The organism is Bradyrhizobium sp. USDA 3311 (assembly GCF_054062495.1).
The window spans coordinates 1,589,529-1,608,448 of sequence record NZ_JBSSFI010000001.1 but is presented as its reverse complement, the minus strand read 5'-3'; the positions used below and the strand labels follow the sequence as shown (position 1 = coordinate 1,608,448).

The 18,920-nt window shown below is 66.4% G+C and carries 17 protein-coding genes and 1 tRNA gene; 8 read left to right on the top strand and 10 right to left on the bottom strand.

Annotated elements, in window-relative coordinates:
- Positions 1–137 precede the first annotated feature (137 nt).
- Both ACVWW6_RS07610 and ACVWW6_RS07605 read right to left on the bottom strand, forming a co-directional pair.
- Complete coding sequence (locus ACVWW6_RS07610; protein ID WP_011083389.1) at positions 138–353, bottom strand: hypothetical protein; 216 nt, start codon at positions 351–353, stop codon at positions 138–140.
- Between the two features lie 165 nt (positions 354–518).
- Positions 519–842, bottom strand: a complete 324-nt coding sequence (locus ACVWW6_RS07605; protein ID WP_456680461.1) for a hypothetical protein — start codon at positions 840–842, stop codon at positions 519–521.
- A gap of 254 nt (positions 843–1,096) precedes the next feature.
- Here ACVWW6_RS07605 and ACVWW6_RS07600 point away from each other — a divergent pair, with 254 nt between their 5' ends.
- Complete coding sequence (locus ACVWW6_RS07600; RefSeq protein WP_456680460.1) at positions 1,097–2,152, top strand: polysaccharide deacetylase family protein; 1,056 nt, start codon at positions 1,097–1,099, stop codon at positions 2,150–2,152.
- Between the two features lie 165 nt (positions 2,153–2,317).
- Here the strand turns inward: ACVWW6_RS07600 and ACVWW6_RS07595 are convergent, their stop codons facing one another.
- The 5 genes from ACVWW6_RS07595 to ACVWW6_RS07575 all read right to left on the bottom strand — a co-directional run bounded on the left by ACVWW6_RS07595 (position 2,318) and on the right by ACVWW6_RS07575 (position 6,845).
- The gene (locus ACVWW6_RS07595; protein WP_011083392.1) at positions 2,318–2,686 is read right to left on the bottom strand and encodes a hypothetical protein; all 369 of its coding nucleotides are present in this window, start codon (positions 2,684–2,686) and stop codon (positions 2,318–2,320) included.
- 169 nt (positions 2,687–2,855) lie between these two features.
- A tRNA-Thr gene (locus ACVWW6_RS07590) sits at positions 2,856–2,931 on the bottom strand.
- Positions 2,932–3,030: 99 nt separating this feature from the next.
- The gene (locus ACVWW6_RS07585; protein WP_456680459.1) at positions 3,031–4,761 is read right to left on the bottom strand and encodes a heme biosynthesis HemY N-terminal domain-containing protein; all 1,731 of its coding nucleotides are present in this window, start codon (positions 4,759–4,761) and stop codon (positions 3,031–3,033) included.
- 36 nt (positions 4,762–4,797) lie between these two features.
- Positions 4,798–6,009: a COG4223 family protein gene (locus ACVWW6_RS07580; protein ID WP_456680458.1), complete on the bottom strand. Its 1,212-nt coding sequence runs from the start codon at positions 6,007–6,009 to the stop codon at positions 4,798–4,800.
- A gap of 89 nt (positions 6,010–6,098) precedes the next feature.
- The gene (locus tag ACVWW6_RS07575; RefSeq protein ID WP_011083395.1) at positions 6,099–6,845 is read right to left on the bottom strand and encodes a uroporphyrinogen-III synthase; all 747 of its coding nucleotides are present in this window, start codon (positions 6,843–6,845) and stop codon (positions 6,099–6,101) included.
- 151 nt (positions 6,846–6,996) lie between these two features.
- On the opposite strand from ACVWW6_RS07575, the gene tsaD reads away from it, so the two are divergent.
- The 3 genes from tsaD to ACVWW6_RS07560 all read left to right on the top strand — a co-directional run bounded on the left by tsaD (position 6,997) and on the right by ACVWW6_RS07560 (position 9,804).
- Positions 6,997–8,070: a tRNA (adenosine(37)-N6)-threonylcarbamoyltransferase complex transferase subunit TsaD gene (gene tsaD, locus ACVWW6_RS07570; protein ID WP_028174948.1), complete on the top strand. Its 1,074-nt coding sequence runs from the start codon at positions 6,997–6,999 to the stop codon at positions 8,068–8,070.
- Positions 8,071–8,258: 188 nt separating this feature from the next.
- On the top strand, positions 8,259–9,239 hold the full coding sequence (locus tag ACVWW6_RS07565) for an NAD(P)H-dependent glycerol-3-phosphate dehydrogenase (protein WP_060909641.1): 981 nt from the start codon (positions 8,259–8,261) through the stop codon (positions 9,237–9,239).
- 151 nt (positions 9,240–9,390) lie between these two features.
- On the top strand, positions 9,391–9,804 hold the full coding sequence (locus ACVWW6_RS07560) for an EVE domain-containing protein (protein ID WP_028174950.1): 414 nt from the start codon (positions 9,391–9,393) through the stop codon (positions 9,802–9,804).
- A 26-nt stretch (positions 9,805–9,830) separates the two neighbouring features.
- On the opposite strand, the gene ACVWW6_RS07555 is transcribed toward ACVWW6_RS07560, so the two are convergent.
- The gene (locus tag ACVWW6_RS07555) at positions 9,831–10,910 is read right to left on the bottom strand and encodes an adenylate/guanylate cyclase domain-containing protein (RefSeq protein ID WP_456683130.1); all 1,080 of its coding nucleotides are present in this window, start codon (positions 10,908–10,910) and stop codon (positions 9,831–9,833) included.
- A 123-nt stretch (positions 10,911–11,033) separates the two neighbouring features.
- Here ACVWW6_RS07555 and ACVWW6_RS07550 point away from each other — a divergent pair, with 123 nt between their 5' ends.
- Positions 11,034–11,489 (top strand): SRPBCC family protein, encoded by a 456-nt coding sequence (locus tag ACVWW6_RS07550; RefSeq protein ID WP_011083400.1) that lies wholly within the window; start codon positions 11,034–11,036, stop codon positions 11,487–11,489.
- A gap of 14 nt (positions 11,490–11,503) precedes the next feature.
- Here the strand turns inward: ACVWW6_RS07550 and ACVWW6_RS07545 are convergent, their stop codons facing one another.
- Entirely contained in the window at positions 11,504–12,673 is a 1,170-nt protein-coding gene (locus ACVWW6_RS07545) for a DNA topoisomerase IB (RefSeq protein ID WP_011083401.1), read from the bottom strand.
- A 390-nt stretch (positions 12,674–13,063) separates the two neighbouring features.
- Between ACVWW6_RS07545 and acs the strand changes: the two genes are divergently transcribed.
- Both acs and ACVWW6_RS07535 read left to right on the top strand, forming a co-directional pair.
- Positions 13,064–15,010, top strand: a complete 1,947-nt coding sequence (acs, locus tag ACVWW6_RS07540; protein WP_060909639.1) for an acetate--CoA ligase — start codon at positions 13,064–13,066, stop codon at positions 15,008–15,010.
- 433 nt (positions 15,011–15,443) lie between these two features.
- The gene (locus tag ACVWW6_RS07535) at positions 15,444–15,959 is read left to right on the top strand and encodes a L,D-transpeptidase (protein ID WP_011083403.1); all 516 of its coding nucleotides are present in this window, start codon (positions 15,444–15,446) and stop codon (positions 15,957–15,959) included.
- Between the two features lie 53 nt (positions 15,960–16,012).
- Here ACVWW6_RS07535 and ACVWW6_RS07530 read toward each other — a convergent pair whose 3' ends face one another.
- Positions 16,013–16,591, bottom strand: a complete 579-nt coding sequence (locus ACVWW6_RS07530) for a thermonuclease family protein (protein WP_456680457.1) — start codon at positions 16,589–16,591, stop codon at positions 16,013–16,015.
- Positions 16,592–16,824: 233 nt separating this feature from the next.
- Between ACVWW6_RS07530 and ACVWW6_RS07525 the strand changes: the two genes are divergently transcribed.
- On the top strand, positions 16,825–18,855 hold the full coding sequence (locus tag ACVWW6_RS07525; RefSeq protein ID WP_456680456.1) for a methyl-accepting chemotaxis protein: 2,031 nt from the start codon (positions 16,825–16,827) through the stop codon (positions 18,853–18,855).
- Positions 18,856–18,920 lie beyond the last annotated feature (65 nt).

The window sequence follows — 18,920 nt, the reverse complement described above, 5'->3', positions numbered from 1 at the left end:
CGAAGGCCGGGACCCATAACCACAGGCAAAAGTTTGGCGAAGACTCGGAGTTGCGACCGAGTCCTGTACAGCTAGTCGCGCTCTATCGATAGATCACGCGGTATGGGTCCCGGCCTTCGCCGGGACGACAATCACGATTACTGCCCGTGCTCCGTCAGCACCTTGTCGCAGCCCTTGCTCAGCCGCGTGCGGTTCTGCTTCAGGCAGGCGAGCACAGCCTGGTCGCCATTGTTCATCACGGGGCGGCAGAAGCGCGTGACGTCGCGCGCGCAGGCGTCGTGTCCGGGCTGTTGTTGCGCGGAGGCGCCAGATGCGCACAGGAGCAAGGAAATAACGAAAAGAAATCTGGTCATCGCGTAATGCCTCTTACCCGGAAGATGTGCGGGCGAAGCTAGTGCGACGATCCCGGAGCCGCAACGGCTTTATTGACAGGCTGCATCGCGCCACAGCGTGGCCCCGGCTTGACGCCGGGGCACAACGCGAGGGGAGCTAACCGACGCAACGATCGCTGTGTGCTCTTACTGGTTGCCCTGAGCGTCAGCGACCTTGCGTGACGCGCCCCTGGCGAGGTCCTTGTCCATCACCGCGCGGCAGCCGGCGCTCAGATCCGAGCGATGCTTCATCATGCACGCGGTGATCTTCGGGATGTTGGGGATCTCCGACGAGCACAGGCGGAAGGCATCGCCGGTGCACTGCTGCTGCGCCTCGGCCGAGAAGGCGAAGCTCGAAGTCGTCGAGACGATCGAGACGATGGCGGCGAAGCCCAGAGCCAGGCTGGTGTCGCGGATCTTGCTGCTCAAGGACTTGGAGGTGAGCGACTTGGCAGTAAACGACTTGGTCATTTGAAGCTCCCATTGGCGCCGCTGCAAGCGGAGCCCGTTGTTGATGGGAACTACGATGCTCCAGCAAAACAGTTTCCACTGTGATGACGGTCACGGGGCGCACCCAAACTGTGACATCGGTCACATTGGCGCACCTCGCTGAAAATCCGGCGCAAACGCCGTCGCGTTGGTGTCACGTTAACTGTTCCTTCGCATTAATGGCTCGTCGCGCGGGAAATTCCGCAGGTTTGGTTGCGTAATTGGAAAGAGTAGCGATGCGTAATGCGTTGGGCCTGATGCTGGCCAGTGTAGTTGCGGCGGTCGTGATCGCCGCCGGCGGTTGGTTCTATTATTCCGCGAGCGCCGATCCGGGCGCCCCCAAGACAGTTGCCGCCCGTGCCGCCGACCCGTTGCCGGCACAGACGAAAATCGCCGCCAAGGACGACGTCGCGACCACCGCGGCGATCGCGGCGAAGCCGACGGCCGTTGCCCAGGCATCCGCGCCTACGCCCGCCCCGGTCGCGCCAGTTCAACCGAAGCAGGCCTGCGCCAATCCAAACGCCCTCGGCGTCGCCCGCGTGGTCGAGATCGACACCACCGGCGGTCCCGGCTTCGGCTTCGAGCACTTCAAGCAGTTCGATTTCCTCACCGACAAGGAGGTCGTGCTGACCTTCGACGACGGTCCGTGGCCGGTCAACACACCCGCGGTGCTGAAGGCGCTCGCGGATGAATGCACCAAGGGCCTGTTCTTCTCGGTCGGCAAGCACGCGACCTACCACCCGGAGATCCTGCGCCAGGTTCTGGCCCAGGGCCACACGGTCGGCACGCACACCTGGTCGCATGTCAACCTGAACAGCAAGAAGATGACGGAGCAACAGGTCAAGGACGAGGTCGAGAAGGGCTTCAGCGCAGTGAGGTTCGCGCTCGGCACCAATCCGGCGCCGTTCTTCCGCTTCCCGCAGCTTCAGCACAATCCGGCGATGGTGACCTATTTCGGCACCCGCAACGTCGCGATGTTCTCGACCGACATCGATTCCTTCGACTTCAGGAAGGGCGCGACGCCGGAGAAGATCGTCGAGACCGTGATGGGCAGGCTCGACAAGCTCGGCAAGGGCATCATCCTGATGCACGACTTCCAGAAGCACACCGGCGAAGCCATGCCGGCGCTGCTCGCGCGGCTCAAGGCCGGCGGCTACAAGATCGTGCAGATGAAGGCCAAGACCAGCTTCCAGACGCTGCCGGAATATGACGAGGCGCTGCTGAAGGACCTGAAGGTGCCGACCTCGAGCGCGCGTCCGATCGGAAGCGTGGTACAGACGGTTTCGCAGTAACGCGTTCGACCGGATCGAAAACTCTTGCGTGATGGCCGGGCTTGTCCCGGCCATCAACGTTCTTGGGCCTGCGTGGAAAGGTCATGGATGCCCGGGACATCTGGCGCGAACGCGCGCCTCGCGTTTGCCCGGGGCGTGACGGCGAGGGTGGGGCGCAAAGACCGCTTACCAATAGATGCCGTGGCGATGCAGCTCGCTGATGATGCGGCCTTCGGTCCAGGTACGCTTGTGCTTCGGCTTGTTGACTTTCGCCGTGGTCTTCGTTGCGGTCGCGGCGGGCGCTGAAGTCGTCGTGGCTACGGCGGGTGCCGCGGCAGGCGCAGGGGCCGAGATCGCCGGCGGACGGTCGACATATTTCGGAGCTTCGGTGACGGGTGCGGCTTCACTCACTTGCGTCGTCACGGCGATTGTCGCCGTCGCTTGCGGCGCCGAGGCCTGTTCGCTCGCCGTGGCCAGCGAGAGGCTGCGTGGACCGGCCGCCTGAGCAGATGCTGAAGCCAGGACCATGGCGGCCACCAGAATGATCTTGCGCATGTGAAATCTCCCCGTGTTGGCGTGACCGGAACGCTATGGGAGAGACGCGCGACATTATGTGATCGCGATCACGCAGGCGACCGAACGATCTTGAACCCGCGCACGCTCATGCCGGCTGGATGCGTCGGTTGAGACGCTTGTCTGTGATAACAGGATGAATTCGGGGCGCTGGTGCCGCAAGAGGGATTCGAACCCCCGACCCCGTCATTACGAATGACGTGCTCTACCGACTGAGCTATTGCGGCGAACCCTGCCGGGCTCGGACGATGCCGGTCCCGATACGCGCGCTCCTGATATCGGGCATGGCCCGAATTGGCAAGAACAAGCCGGGTGCGAAATGCGGCTTAGGCGCCCCAGCGGGACCAGAATCCGCGCCAGCCGCCGGCCTGGGCCTTGGGCGTGCCGATTTGTTCCGTAAATTCATCGCTCGGGCCCTCGTCATCGATCCCGGGATCATCCGGGGCGCGGACGATCGGGATGACGGCGGGGATCGGGAGAGGTGCGGGCTTGCCGAGGTCGGCGCGGGTCCGGAACACCGGCGTTGCCGCCGCCGGCGATGATTCGGCCGGCTCGGGGGCCGGTCTGACCGGCTCCGCAGACGTCATCGCAGGCTCTTCCTTGGCCGCCGGAGGTGAATTGTCCTGCTCCGCCGGGACCGATGCAGCCGGAGCCGGTTCCAACAGGGTGTCATTCGCGGGCGCCATCACCCGTTTCGGCGGCGGGGCCGCCAGCATGGCTTCCTCGAAGGCCGAGGATTCGATCAAGTCCCCCTTGTCGGAAGGAAGGCTCGCGACCGGCGTCTGCCATTGGAAGGCGTCGAGGCGGCCGGTGACCGGGGAGACCGGGCGCCAGCGATCGCTGACATAGCCGTCGGCGGTCCAGGCCGGATCGTGCCGAGCACGCACCGCGCGCAAGGTCCAGGCGCGGGCGCGGCCGCCGTCGCCGTGCTCGGTGCGCTCGATCTCGGCCATCAGCAGTGCGACCCGCTGGGTCGGATCGTTGACATAAGGCGCCAGCACCGCCCGTGCGCGGCTGAATTCGGAGGCATCGATCGCGGCGCGTGCGAGCGCGAGCTGGCCTTCAATATGGCCGGCCTTGTCGGCAGGCGTCTTGGCTGCAAGCGTCTCGACCCGCTGCAAGCGCTGCCGCGCGGAATCGCCGAGCTTCACATGTGCATAGGCCTCGGCGAGATCCGGATGCGGATTGGCGAGCCAGGCGGCCTCGACCAGCTTCATGGCGCGGCGCACCTGATGCGCCTCGCTCTCGAACTTTGCGGCGAGCACCGCGGCCGGCACCAGGGTCGGTGCAAGCTTGATCGCCTCCATCACGCTCTCGCGTGCGACGTCGCGATCCATCGTTTGCAATTCCAGCGCGCGTGCGGTGAGCAGCACGCCGCGCTGGCGACGATAGGCCGGCTTGTCGATCAGGCCCGCGGACAGGTTCGAATCGAGGATCGCCAGCGCGCCGCTCCAGTCGCCGCGCGCGCAGCGGAAGCCGAGCACCGCATGCGAGGCCCAGGTCGACGACGGCGACAGCTTGATCGCTTCCTCCGCGATCATGACGGCGCCGACCGCATCGTCGGCGCGCTGCGCCTCGATGAACAGGCCGCGCAGGCCGAGCAGCCGCGTATCCTCGCGCTCGGCCATGGCACGGAAGGCGCGCTGCGCCTCGTCGCGATTGCCTTCGAGCTGCGCCGACTGCGCATGCAAGAGAAGCGCGAGCGGATCGTTCGGCGCATGCCGCCGCGCCGTCTCGGCGTGACGGCGGGCGAGCGCGGTATCGCCATGGCCGATCGCGAGCAGGCCGTGGGTGATGGCATGGCGGCCGCGCGCGTGGCGCTTTTCGTGACTGCGGCGGCGCAAACGCCCCGGCGTCCGCCAGATCGTCGTCAGGATGCTCCAGACCAGCACGACTGCCGCGGCAAAGAGGCCAAGCAAGAACACGAATCTGGGCAACGTCGTTGAGGCGCGGAAGCCGCCCGCCGTCAGGACGAGATCGCCGGGCTGATCGGCAACCCAGGCCGCGCCGGCCGCCGCCAGCGCAATCAAGACGAGGAAAAGGACGATGCGAAGCATGGCGATCCCTATACGCGCTGATTGTTGCGCGAAGCTTTATTGAGCAGGCTTGACGAGATCCGCCATGGCATCGTCGGCGAATTTGCGGGAGGCGGCGAGCGCGGCATCGCGGGCATTGGCCTTGTCGAGCCAGGCCTGCGCCGGCGCGCGATCGGCATCGGGCAGCGTCTTCAACTCGCGCCGCGCCTCGACGAAATCATTGCGGAGCGCAGCAGCCGTCACCCGCGCCACGATGGCGCCGCGATCATTGCCGACCCCGTCGGTCCGTTCGATGCGGACGAGCTTTGACGCTCCGGCCTGGAGGCGCTCGACGATGCCGCCGCCGCTGGACTGGGCATCCGCCGGCGGCGACAGCTTTGACACGATGTTGAGGAGCTCGCGGCTCAGCGCGACGGGGGTCGGGATGCCCGACGATGCAAAGGTGTCGAGTGGCTTCAGCATCTCGGGCTTGGCCGCCAGCGACCGCGCCGCGGCGAGCTGCGCCTCATAGGGATCGCCATGGCGCACGGCGACGTCGAGCAGGGCCGCCGCCACCACATGGCGCAGCGGCTTGTCGTCCATCGTCCTGGCGTCGGCGATCTTCTCGCCCTGCTGCGCGAGCTCCGCCCGCTCCGTCTTGCCGGCGCGCTCGAGCTGCGCGATGCGGTCGTTGAGAGCGGCAAGATCAGGCGAAGCGGAGCCCGGCGCAGATTTCGCATCGTTCAGAGCGCTCGCGGTCTTGTCGGACTGTGCGCGCAGATTGGCTATGTCGCTGCGCAGGCTGCCCACGGATTTTTCCAGCGCATCGATCCGCGCCACCATGGCCGGATCGGCGGCGGGCTTGCCGGCCTTGGCCTCAACCGCGGCAACGCGACCGCCCAGAGCATCGACCGTCGCGCTCGTCACTTGTGGCGCGGCAGGCGGCGCCTGCACGGCGGGCCAGCCCAGCATCCAGCCGACCGCGATCACGACGGCCGCCGCCACCGCACCGGAGAGCGGTGCAATGACCCAGGGCGAAACCGGAGGCGACGCGGGAGCGGGCGCAACCGCGGCCTGCGCCTCGGCGCGCTCCGGCTCGGCGTCAGCCTGCTCGGATTTTGCCTGCTCGGGCTCGGTGTGCTCGCTCACCGGCGGAGCCTCGGGCTCGCCCGCCACCTCCTGCGGCTGGGTCGAGACATCGGTCGCCTCGAGGTCGATGGTCGGCGGGGGGCGCTTGGCACGACCGGACTCGGGGGCCAATCCTGCGTCTTCAGGCTTGTCGTCGGCCATCGTGACGGTTCCTCACACTTCCATACCTTGCACAGATCCCTGGCGTAGATCTTGGGCAGACCCGATCGCGTCGGATTCGGCCCGACCTCTTACGCCAAACGGGTCTGCAAAGCACGCTCCAAGGTGTCAAATAAGGCATTTTCGTCCGGTTTCGCGGCCACCAGAACCTGCGACGCACCGGCATCGCGCAGCACGCTTGCGACCGTCTCGGACAGGCAGCATTGCGGGATCGCCAGCGCCGAGATTTCGACGCCTTCGTCCCGCGCTGCATCCAGGAAGGCTCGCGCGCTGCGCCGGGAGTAATGAAGCACCGCCTCGATCCCATGCGCGGCAAAACCCTCGCAGACATCGCGCGGGAGAACCTTGACCGGCGCCATGCGATAGGTGGTCTGCGTCACCACGTTGAAGCCTTCGGTGCCGAGTTCGCCGCCGAGATCGCGCGACAGATCCGCGCCGGCGAGATAAAGCAGCGTGCTTTTCTTTTTCAGCACCTTGTCGCGCGCACTCCGGACGACCGTGTCGCGCAGGGCCGCGGAATCGCCGCCGGCGATAATCACCTCGGCAAAGCCGGCGTCTCGCGCGGCAGTCGCGGTGTGCTCGCCGACCGCGAACAGCGGCAGCTTCAACAGGCCGAGATCCTGCAATTGCGGCGCGACGGCACGGATCGCATTGGCCGATGTGACGATGATGGCGCTATAGTTCGCCTCGCTCTCGTCGTGGAAAGCGACCGGCTCGAATTTGAGCACCGGCGCGAGCAGCACCACGTGTCCCCGCGCGCGCAAATTGTCCGCCGTCGCCTCATTGTCGGGATGCGGCCGTGTGACAAGAATGGACATCGCTCGTGTTCCCGAACCGCGTGACGGTGACGCATTCGCAAAGACGGCCGCGCGTGACGATTGCGCAAGCCGACCCCGGAATGCTACCGGACGTACCAGAACTCTGCTTTCCGGATGAGCGCAAGGGCGCAAATTGGATAACAATTCGCCAATGCTGGTATTGGGCATCGAGACCACCTGCGACGAGACCGCCGCGGCCGTGATCGAGCGCGCGCCTGACGGCAGCGGCAAGATCCTGTCCAACATCGTGCGGTCGCAGGTCGATGAGCATGCCCCGTTCGGCGGCGTGGTGCCGGAGATTGCCGCCCGCGCGCATGTCGACCTGCTCGACGGCATCATCGACCGCGCCATGCGCGAGGCCGGCATCGGCTTCGCCCAGCTCAATGGCGTCGCGGCGGCCGCGGGACCCGGCCTGATCGGCGGCGTCATCGTCGGGCTCACCACCGCGAAGGCGATCGCGTTGGTGCACGACACGCCACTGGTCGCGGTGAACCATCTGGAGGCGCATGCGCTGACGCCGCGGCTGACCGACGGAATCGAATTCCCGTACTGCCTGTTCCTCGCCTCCGGGGGCCACACCCAGATCGTCGCGGTCACCGGCGTCGGCCAATATGTGCGGCTCGGCACCACCGTCGACGACGCCATCGGCGAAGCCTTCGACAAGGTCGCGAAGATGCTGGGCCTGCCCTATCCCGGTGGCCCGCAGGTCGAGCGCGCGGCGGCCGGCGGCGATGCCGCGCGCTTCGCCTTTCCGCGGCCGATGCAGGGCAGGCCGGACGCCAACTTCTCCCTGTCGGGATTGAAGACCGCGGTGCGCAACGAAGCGAGTCGGATCGCCGAGATCACGCCGCAGGACATCAGCGATCTCTGCGCAAGCTTCCAGGCCGCCGTGCTGGATTCGACGGCCGACCGGCTGAATGTCGGCTTGAGACTTTTCCGCGAACAGTTCGGCGCGCCGCGCGCGCTCGTGGCCGCCGGCGGCGTCGCCGCCAATCAGGCGATCCGCGGCGCGCTGCATGACGTCGCTCGGCAGGCCAAGACGCAACTGATCATGCCGCCGCCTGCGCTCTGCACCGACAACGGCGCGATGATCGCCTGGGCCGGCGCCGAGCGCCTCGCGCTGGGAATGACCGACACGATGGAAGCCCAGCCCCGCGCCCGCTGGCTGCTCGACGCGAATGCGACAGCGCCCGCGGGCTACGGCAAGACGCGAGCGGGATTCTAAATGGAGAGGCGTCTCCACGAGCTCCACTTCACCTCGCCCCGCTTGCGGGGAGAGGTCGGATTGCATCGTAGATGCAATCCGGGTGAGGGGGACTCTCCGCGAATCCAGCTGCCACCTCCCTTGCGGAGACTCCCCCTCACCCCAACCCTCTCCCCGCAAGCGGGGAGAGGGAGCGGAGGGAGCTAGCGATGACCGCGTTCCACTCCGTTGCGGTGATCGGAGCGGGCGCCTGGGGCACGGCGCTGGCGATGGTGGCAGCGCGGGCCGGGCGGAGCGTCACGCTCTGGGCGCGCAATGCCGAGCATGCGACGCGCATCGCTTCGACCCGCGACAATCCGCGGCTGCCCGGCGTGCGGCTTGCGCCGGAAATCGTCGTGACGAGCGAGCTGGCGCTCGCCGCGCGCGCGGACATGCTGCTGATCGCAACGCCGGCGCAGCATCTGCGCGGCGCCGTCAACATGCTGGCCTCGCACATCGCGCGACCGACACCGGTCGTCGCCTGCGCCAAGGGCATCGAGCACGGCACCCACAAATTCATGACCGAGGTGATCGCCGAAGCCGCGCAGCACGCGCAGCCGGCGATCCTGTCGGGCCCGAGCTTTGCCGACGACGTCGCGCGCGGCCTGCCGACGGCGGTGACGCTGGCGGCGAAGGAGGAAGAGCTGGCCAGCAGCCTCGTGCAGGCGTTGGGCTCGCCGACGTTCCGGCCCTATCACTCCACCGACGTCCGCGGCGTCGAGATCGGTGGCGCCGCCAAGAACGTGCTGGCGATCGCCGCCGGCATCGTGGTCGGCCGCAACCTCGGGGCCTCCGCGCTCGCCGCGCTGACCACGCGCGGCTTCAGCGAGCTGGCACGGCTCGGCCGCGCCTGCGGTGCGCGCCCGGAAACGCTCTCGGGCCTCTCCGGCCTTGGAGACCTTCTCCTGAGTTGTTCAACTGCACAATCGCGCAATTTCGCGCTCGGCATTGCGCTCGGCCGCGGTGAGGCGGCGCCGGCGGGCAAGCTTGCGGAAGGCGCATTCACCGCGCCGGTGCTGGTCGAGCTCGCGGCCGCACGGAACGTCGACATGCCGGTCTCGCAGGCCGTCGCTGCCATCCTCGACAACAAATTGACGATCGACGCAGCGATCGAGGGGCTGCTGACGCGGCCGTTCAAGGCAGAAGAATGACATCTTCCGTCATGCCCGCGCTTGTCGCGGGCATCGACGTCTTGGTATTGAACACGGAAGCAGAGACGTGGATGGTCGGGCATAGGCGAGCGAAAGCGACGCCGTCCTTCGGACGGCTATGCCCGGCCATGACGAACGGATAGGGCGCACGATGAACTACTGGCTGGTGAAATCCGAACCGTCGGTGTGGTCCTGGGACCAGCAGGTGGCGAAGGGCGCCAAGGGCGAAGCCTGGACGGGGGTGCGCAATTACACCGCGCGCCAGAATCTCGTCGCCATGAAGAAGGGCGACAAGGCGTTCTTCTATCATTCCAACGAGGGCAAGGAGATCGTCGGCATCGCGGAGATCGTCAAGGAGGCCTATCCGGATCCGACCGACAAGACCGAAAAATTCGTCTGCGTCGACATCAAGGCCGACAAGCCCTTGAAGACGCCGGTGACGATGGCCGCGATCAAGGCCGAGAAGAAGCTCGCCGACATGGCGCTGGTGAAATATTCGCGCCTGTCGGTGCAGCCGGTGACGGCGGAGGAGTGGAAGCTCGTCTGCAAGATGGGCGGGATGTAGGAGTTATCCCATCTACGCTGTCCGACTTACGTCTCCGGCAGCGCAAAGACCTCGCATGGCGCGGCAATGCCGCGCAGCGGATGCGATCCGAGCGCAACGAGAGCCATGTCCGTCTCGGCGGCGAGCGCGCCCGACACCAGCACGGTCTCGCGAAGCGGCTTGCACAATCCCTCGAGCCGGCTGGCGAGATTGACGGCGGGACCGATCGCCGTGAAATCGAGCCGGTTGGCGGCGCCGATATTGCCCCACAGCATCTCGCCGAGATGGAGCGCCGCGCCAAACGAGAGCGGCGGCAGGCCCTGGTTGCGGCGCTCGTCGTTGAGGTGGGCCATCCCCGCCCGGGCCGCGCCTGCGGCGCGCAAGGCCGCATCGCAGGCGCGGCGCGGTGATGCCTCGACCACCGGAAAGATCGCGAGCACGCCGTCGCCGATGAATTTCAGCACCTCGCCGCCAAAGGCGTGAACGGCACCGGCGATGCGGTCGAACCAGGCGTCGAGCGCCGCGATCACCTGGGCCGGCGGCGTGGTTTCCGACAGGATCGTGAAATTGCGCAAGTCCGCATAGAGTAGCGCGGCCTGAATGGTTTCGCCGAGATCGCGCCGCAGCGGTGCCGCCAGCACCCGTTCCGCGCTGCGTTTGCCGAGATAGGCATCCAGCGTCGCCCGCAACGTGGCGCGCGCGGCGAGCACGGCAAGGGGCGTCGCGGCAAATCGCGCGGCCTGGCGCAGTTGTTCGATTTCATCCGCCGTGAACGGACGCGGCCCGATCCAGCCGAGCACCGGTCCATCGGGCCGACCGACGATGTCTTCGTGCACCTCGCCGTCCGCAATGCCGCGGAGCCACCGGCGACCGGCATCGTTGGGCGGGTCGGGCGCCAATCCGCCTGGTGCAAAGCCGAGCGCTTCGATTACCGTGCCGGTCCCGGCGCGCCACAGCCAGGTCCGCTTCGCGATCAGCGGGTGCGGCACCTCCAGCGTCAGGGCGCCTGCCGCAAGCGGCACGCCGTCGGCGACCAGATGCGCGCCGAGGTCCGCAAGCAGGCGATCGGCCCCCTGACTATCGGAGGCGGCATCGACGAGCCAGGCGAGGGTCGGGGCGAGGTGCATGGCCCGATGATGACGAAGCAGGCCCGTCTTTGTCACGGGCAATCCTTGACGGAGCGCAGGGCCGCCGCCATGTCCCGAGGGCAGCCCAAGGGCAGCTCAAGGCAAGACGAGGGATGATCGCCGATGACCGAACCGTTCATAGTGCGACGCGAGACCCAGATCGCAGCCCCGCGTGCCACCGTCTTCGCCTATTTGACCGATCCCGAGAAGATCTTGAGCTGGATGGGTTCCGACGCGACGACGGAACCGCATCCCGGCGGGCTCTATCTGCTCAAGGGTATCGGCCCGCGCGGCGCCGCCGCCCGTGGCGCCTTCCGCGAGGTCGTGCCGGTGCATCGTCTGGCCTACACGTTTGGCTGGGAGGGCGGCCAGGAAGTGCCACCCGGATCGAGCCTGATCGAGATCGACCTGATCGAGCGCGACGGCGGCACGCTGCTGCGCATGACCCATAGCGGGCTGCCGACCGAGGAACAGGCCGCCGCACACGCGAAGGGCTGGGCGCACTATCTGGAACGACTCACCACCGCAGCCGCGGGCAACGATCCCGGTCCGGATAACGGCGTCTCGACCAAGTCGTAGCTCTTGTGGGGTCGTTACACCGCCGCGGTCGCGACCACCTGCGCCAGAAGCTGCTCGCGCCTCGCCTGCGAGCGCTGGCCCTTCATGGTCGCGGCGAAACGCTCGAGAATGCCGTCCTCGAAGGCGGTGACGATGGTGTCGTGGACATAGCTCTTGCGGCAGATCGCCGGCGTGTTGGAGAGCTTGTCGGCCGCGGCACGGATCGCGTCCAGCACCTGCTTCTTGCGGCCGCGCTGGCTGGTCGCCGGCGTGATCCGCGACAGCGATTCCACCACGACGGCGGAGGCCATCAGGGTGCGAAAATCCTTCAGCGAAATCTTGATGCCGGCGATCTCGCGCAAAAATGCGTTCACCTGCGTGGTGTTGACCGCGCGCACGATGCCGTAGGCATCGCGATACTGGAACATGCGCTTGCCGGGAACGCCGCGCAGGATGCCGATGGCGCGCACCAGCTTGGCCGCGTCGCACTCCTTCCGCACCGCCTTGCCGCCCTTCGCCTTGAAGGTCAGCACGAAGCAATCGTCTTCCAGCGTCACGTTCGACTTCAGCAACGTGGTCGCGCCGCGGGTTCCGTTGAGGCGGGCATAGGATTCGTTGCCGGGACGGATCGCGGTGCGCGCGATCAGCTCGATCACGGCCGAGAGCGCGAATTCGCGCGTCGGCTCGTCACCCGACAGGAACGCCGACACCTTGCGCCGGATCTTTGGCAGCGCGCCGACGAGCTTCTCCAGGCGATGCGCCTTGCGGTGCTCGCGGACCTTCTCCCAGTCGGCGTGATAGCGGTATTGCAGCCGGCCCGCGGCATCGCGTCCCACGGCCTGGAGATGCGTGCTCGGATCGGCCGAGTAGCGCACCTCGCGATAGGCCGGCGGCACCGCCATGGCGTGCAGCCGGCGGATGGTGCGGGCGTCGCGGATATGCGCGCCGTTGGGACGGACGAAGGAATAGCCCTTGCCGCGCTTGATGCGGCGGATGGTCAGCTCGTTCTGGTCGCCGAGCCGCAGGCCCAGCTCCCTGGCCAGCGCCTCGACCGTCGCCGCGGGCGCCGTGTCGAAGACCTTTTTCGGGCTGAGACGCCCCGAAACGGCCGGTTTCGGCCATTGTCCCAGGGCTTTGGCCAGCGCAACAGCTGCAGGATCGGCTGAAGCGGGCCGCATCGTCCCGAGATTCTGCTGATCCATCATAGTGTTACGCCTTAGCCCTGCCTGTTACCGGTCAATGCCGCTGTTCTGATTTTTGTTCCTGGGGGTCTCTTTGGACCCGGGTTGGCCATTTAGGGTGTTCCGAACCGTATTGCGAGTCCCGAATCAGTGAGAGACGGTTCCCAAATACCTCCGAACGGCGCATGGGGCTCTGCGCAGGCCTGTTCCGGGGATCTGGGTAAAGAGCCGAAAGGCGCCGCCCGGCCTGTTTCAGATTTGCGACAGCCGGCCCGCGCACCTTGATCCTCCGCATGGCAGGCCGCTCGCCGAAGGTCCAGCTTGTGCACCTTGTCGGGTCCGGTTAGCCCGACGCATAATCAGCCCAATGATTGATGTCGGCATTGCCTGAGCTTGCCGCATGTGGAGGGAAATATGTCCGAGAAGATTTACGACGTGCCGGCGGAATGGGCAAAGCGCGCCTGGGTCGACCAAGCCAAGTACAAGGAAATGTACGCCCGCTCGATCTCGGACCCGAACGGTTTCTGGGCCGAACAGGCCAAGCGCATCGACTGGATGAAGGCGCCGACGAAAATCGAGAACGTCTCCTTCGCGCCGGGCAACGTCTCGATCAAATGGTTCGAGGACGGCGTCCTCAACGTCGCCCATAACTGCATCGACCGTCATCTGCACAAGCGCGCCAACCAGACCGCAATCATCTGGGAAGGTGACGATCCCTCGCAGTCCCGCCACATCACCTACAAAGAACTCCACGACGAGGTCTGCCGGATGGCCAACATCCTGCGTACCCGCAACGTCAAGAAGGGCGACCGCGTCACCATCTACCTGCCGATGATTCCGGAAGCGGCCTACGCGATGCTGGCCTGCGCGCGGATCGGCGCGATCCACTCCGTGGTGTTCGCGGGCTTCTCGCCCGACAGCCTCGCCCAGCGGATCAACGACTGCCAGTCCAAGGTGATCATCACCGCCGACGAAGGCCTGCGCGGCGGCAAGAAGGTGCCGCTGAAGGCCAATGTCGACGCAGCGCTCGCCAAGGCCGACGCCGTCGACTGGGTCGTCGTGGTCAAGCGCACCGGCGGCAAGATCGACATGAACCCGACCCGCGACCTCTGGTATCACGAGGCGGCGGCGATGGTGACGACGGAATGCCCGGTCGAGCACATGCACGCCGAGGATCCGCTGTTCATCCTCTATACCTCAGGCTCGACCGGCCAGCCCAAGGGCGTGCTGCACACCTCCGCCGGCTATCTCGTCTATGCCGCGATGACGCATCAATACGTCTTCGACTATCACGACGGCGACATCTACTGGTGCACCGCCGACGTCGGCTGGGTCACGGGCCACAGCTACATTCTCTACGGGCCGCTCGCCAACGGCGCGACCACGCTGATGTTCGAGGGCGTGCCGAATTATCCGGACAATTCCCGCTTCTGGAACGTCATCGACAAGCACAAGGTCAATACCTTCTACACGGCGCCGACCGCGATCCGCGCGCTGATGCAGGGTGGCGACGAGCCGGTGAAGAAGACCTCGCGCGCCTCGCTGCGCCTGCTCGGCTCGGTCGGTGAGCCCATCAATCCGGAAGCCTGGGAGTGGTATCACCGCGTCGTCGGCGAGGACCGCTGCCCGATCGTCGATACCTGGTGGCAGACCGAGACCGGCGGCATCCTGATCACGCCGCTGCCGGGCGCCACTAAGCTCAAGCCGGGCTCGGCGACGCAGCCCTTCTTCGGCGTGGTGCCGGAGATCGTCGATGCCGACGGCAAGGTTCTGGAAGGCGAGACCACCGGCAATCTCTGTCTCACCCGGGCATGGCCGGGCATGATGCGCACGGTCTATGGCGATCACGCGCGGTTCGAGCAGACCTATTTCTCGACCTACAAGGGCAAGTATTTTACGGGCGACGGCTGCCGGCGCGACGCCGACGGCTATTACTGGATCACCGGCCGCGTCGACGACGTCATCAACGTCTCCGGCCACCGCATGGGCACCGCGGAGGTCGAGAGCGCGCTGGTTGCGCATGAGAAGGTGTCGGAAGCTGCCGTCGTCGGCTTCCCGCACGACATCAAGGGCCAGGGCATCTACGCCTATGTCACCCTGATGGCCGGCGTCCAGCCGACCGAGGATCTGCGCAAGGAGCTCGTGACCTGGGTGCGCAAGGAGATCGGCCCGATCGCCTCGCCCGACCAGATCCAGTTCGCGCCGGGCCTGCCCAAGACCCGGTCCGGCAAGATCATGCGCCGCATCCTGCGCAAGATCGCCGAGGACGAGCCGGGCAGCCTGGGCGACACCTCGACCCTGGCCGATCCCGCCGTGGTCGACGACCTCGTCAAGAACCGGCAGAACAAGAAGTCGGCGTAAGCCAAGGTCTCGTGCCCCGGACGCAGCGCAGCGCGCACTTCAGCGGTGCGGCTGCAGAGCCGGGGCCCGACTGTCCACACGCAAAGAACTGGGTCCCGGCTCTGCGCCTCGTCACTTCGCGCCGCGCCTTGTCCGGGACACGCGACCAAACCTCGCTCCGCACTCTGTCGCCCCCCGAAACAACAGCGGTTCACACCCTCACGCTCTTGTCAGGGCGCTTGCCGGCATGGCCGTATCTTTCCCGCCGAGTGTTGTTTTCCGGTCATTTACTTTATTTCGAACATTTCCTTTGTTCCCCCTGCTGGCTGGCCCTCGGCGGCCGCGCGTAGAAACCATCCGGTTAACAGGCGCGGTTAAGAATGTCCGGGCAAGGCAGCGATTGCCGGGTTCTGCGTAGATTTGGACGACCCGTACGGGGCAAGGGGAAGCATTGATGGCGATGAGGATTGCTGTGGCGCTGGCCGCCACCATCGGGGCAGGGATATTGATGTCAACGGCGGCGGAGGCGCGGCCGGAAATGGTGGGGACGCACCTGGCCGACTATTCGCCGGGCACCATCGTGGTCAAGACCAACGAGCGGCGGCTCTATCTCATTCTCGATGACGGCCACGCCGTGCGCTATCCGGTCGGCGTCGGCAAGTCCGGCAAGCAGTGGGCCGGCACGACCCGTATCGACGGCAAATACCGCAATCCGGCCTGGTCGCCGCCCGCCGAGGTGAAGCGCGACAAGCCTCAGCTTCCCGACGTCATTCCCGGCGGCTCGCCGCGCAACCCGATGGGCGTTGCGGCGATGACGCTCGCCGGCGGCGAATATGCGATCCACGGCACCAACGTGCCGGGCTCGGTCGGCGGCTTCGTCTCCTATGGCTGCATCCGCATGCTCAACGACGACATCACCGATCTCTACAGCCGCGTCTCTGTCGGCACGACGGTGGTCGTGACACGCTGATCACCGGGATCGGAGAGAATTGAAAGAGCCGCGTCCTCGACGCGGCTTTTTTGTTACCAGAAGCGCCACCCCCGCGCGCACCAGCCGTCGCGATGGCCGCCATTGTAGCTGCGCGCATAACCACCCGCGAGCAGCACGGCCGAGACGTTGGCAGTGCGTTTGGTCGCGACGTCGGCAAGAACACGCCCGTATTTGTCGGGGCCGAGATTGGTGATCGTGACGCCGCCCTGGCCGAGTAGGTTGCGCAGCGCGTCGGTGGCGGCTTCAGCTTTGTCCAGTTCCTCCTGGCAGGACGCTTTCATCTCCGGCGCATCGATGCCGCGCAGGCGCACGCGCACGACGAGATCGCGGCCGCCCTGCTGATGCACGCGCGCGAGAAAAGTGTCGCCGTCGATGGTGCGGATGACGTCGACGGGCTGACGGCTAGCGGAATTGCCGGATTGCTGGAGGATGATCTCGGTATCTTGCGACCGACCGTCATGCGGAACGGGCGCTCCGTGCCGGAAGGTGAGCACGATCGCCGCCGCGACGCCGACCACGAACATCCACGGCAACAGGCCCGCGAAGCGGCGGCCGAACGGCGAACCGCCGAACTGCGGCCGATAGGCATTGGGGCGATCGTGGAAGCGCATCAACTCACGCTAGGACTGAGTCGGGGAAACCGGCAAGGCACGATCGGCACCCGGGCTGATCGGTGATCGCTTGATCGCCCCGATCGTTGCCCGACGAAGAAACGTACCTATGCGCGGCGCGCTGTTCCAAACGCTCTCCGCTCGATACCTCCTGTAGTTGTACGGAGTTTAAGATTCACGCGTTGTTTAGTAATAGGGCGGAGTACTCGGTTTGCGTGTGGGGAGCGGTAAGCATGGCATCGTTCAAGGTTCGCATCGGTACAAAACTGGGATTGACCGCGAGTGCGGGTGTCCTTCTCGTCGGCGGCATGCTCGCCAACCAGCTCATTCGCAACGAGCAGATCGCGGACCTGAGCCGGCTGGTGGTCATCAACACCGCGAACAAGGCCAACGCCCAGGGCGCCGAACTCGCAGTGACCCGGGCACGCCTCGCCATAGCGGAAATCGGATCCGCATCCTCCGCCGACGGTCTCGCCAAACATCTCGAAACATTGCGTGGCTCCATCGCCGGTGCCACGACCGAAATAGACGCCGCATTGGAACGGTCCAAGCGTGCCGAAGCCAAAGAGCTTTGTCGCGAGGTGAAGATCCTGCTCGACGCCTCTCTGAAGGCCGGCAACGATCTCGGCGAGGCTCGTGGCACCGCCGTCGCCGAATTCGCCTCGGCAAGCCAGATCGAGGAGGCCTGGAACAAGGCCCTCGAGACCCTGTTGGCGTCGTCCGCAATCGCCGCATCGCAGAACCGGCTCAACATCGAGGTCGCATTGCGCGAAGCCGACGCCTTGTTCAAGGCGGTCAGCGCGGCCGACTGGCATTTCACGGCGACCGGCGACGCCGTGCAGAAGGACCGCATCGCCGAACGCGCCGACGCCATGATCCGCGTTCTGAAACAGGTCCGTCAGTCCGCCGACGACAAGAAGATCGTCGACGGTGTCGACGCGCTCGCCGCGCTCGCCGGACGCTACAAGGCGGCAACCGGCGCAGCCATCAAGGCGGAGGAAGCCAAGAGGCGCATTTTCGACGAGCGGGTGCTTCCGGCCGCCAAGGAAATCACAACGCGCGTCGACAAGCTGGTCGCCGCCAACAACGAATATATGGCTCTGCGGCAGAGCCAGCTCGTGACCGCGCTGGAGCAGGCGACCCAGGTCAGCCTGGCCGTCGGCGTCCTCGTGATACTGGTCCTGGCCGGCTCCGCCCTGTTTTCCGTGCTGAGCATCGCCCGGCCGATCCGTCGCATCGGCGACGTGCTGCTGCAACTCGCCGGCGGCAACAAGGCCGTCGAGATTCCCTACACCGCCCGCGGTGACGAAGTCGGCGACAACGCTCGCGCGGCCCGCACGTTCAGGGACAACCTGATCCGCATCGAGCAGATGGAGGCCGACCAGAAGGATCAGGAGGCCGCAGCCGCTGCGCAGCGCAAGCAGGAGATGATCCGGCTGGCGGGCGCGTTCGAGGATGCGGTCGGCGGCATCATCAATTCGGTTTCGGTCGCCTCGCAGCAGCTCGAATCCGCCGCCGGCACGCTGTCGGGGACAGCGGAAGAGACCGAGCAGCTTTCCGGAATGGTGGCTGCGGCGTCCGAAGAAGCCTCTGCCAATGTCGGAGCCGTGGCGTCCGCCGCCGAGGAGATGAGCGCATCGGTCGTCGAGATCGGCCGCCAGGTCCATGATTCCAGCCGCATCGCCGGCGAAGCGGTGCGGCAGGCCGAGCGTACCGACCTCCGGATCAATGAATTGCTCAAGGCCGCGGGCCGGATCGGCGACGTCGTCAAATTGATCACCGCAATCGCGGAGCAGACCAACCTGCTGGCCTTGAACGCCACCATCGAAGCGGCGCGCGCCGGCGAGTCGGGCCGCGGATTTGCCGTGGTGGCGAGCGAGGTCAAGGCGCTCGCAGCCCAGACCGCGCGGGCAACCGACGAGATCGGCGCACAGATCGCCGACATGCAGACGGCGACGGAAGACTCCGTCGGTGCCATCAAGGAGATCGGCACGACCATCTCCAGGATTTCGGACATCTCGACCACCATTGCCGCCACCATCGAGGAGCAGGGGGCTGCGACGGCCGTGATCGCACGCAATGTCAGCGAAGCGGCTAAGGGAACGGTCGAAGTCGCCGACAAGATCGCCCAGGTCAGTCATGGCGCCGGCGCCACCGGTTCGGCGTCGACGCAGGTGCTGGCATCCGCGCGCTCACTCTCGACCGAGAGTGGCCGCCTCAAGAACGAGGTCGCGAAATTCCTCGATACGGTGCGGGCCGCCTGAGGACCCGCACGTCCTGCGGCCGGCCCGAGGCCGGCCGCAAGCCACCTTTCTCATGTGACGAACAA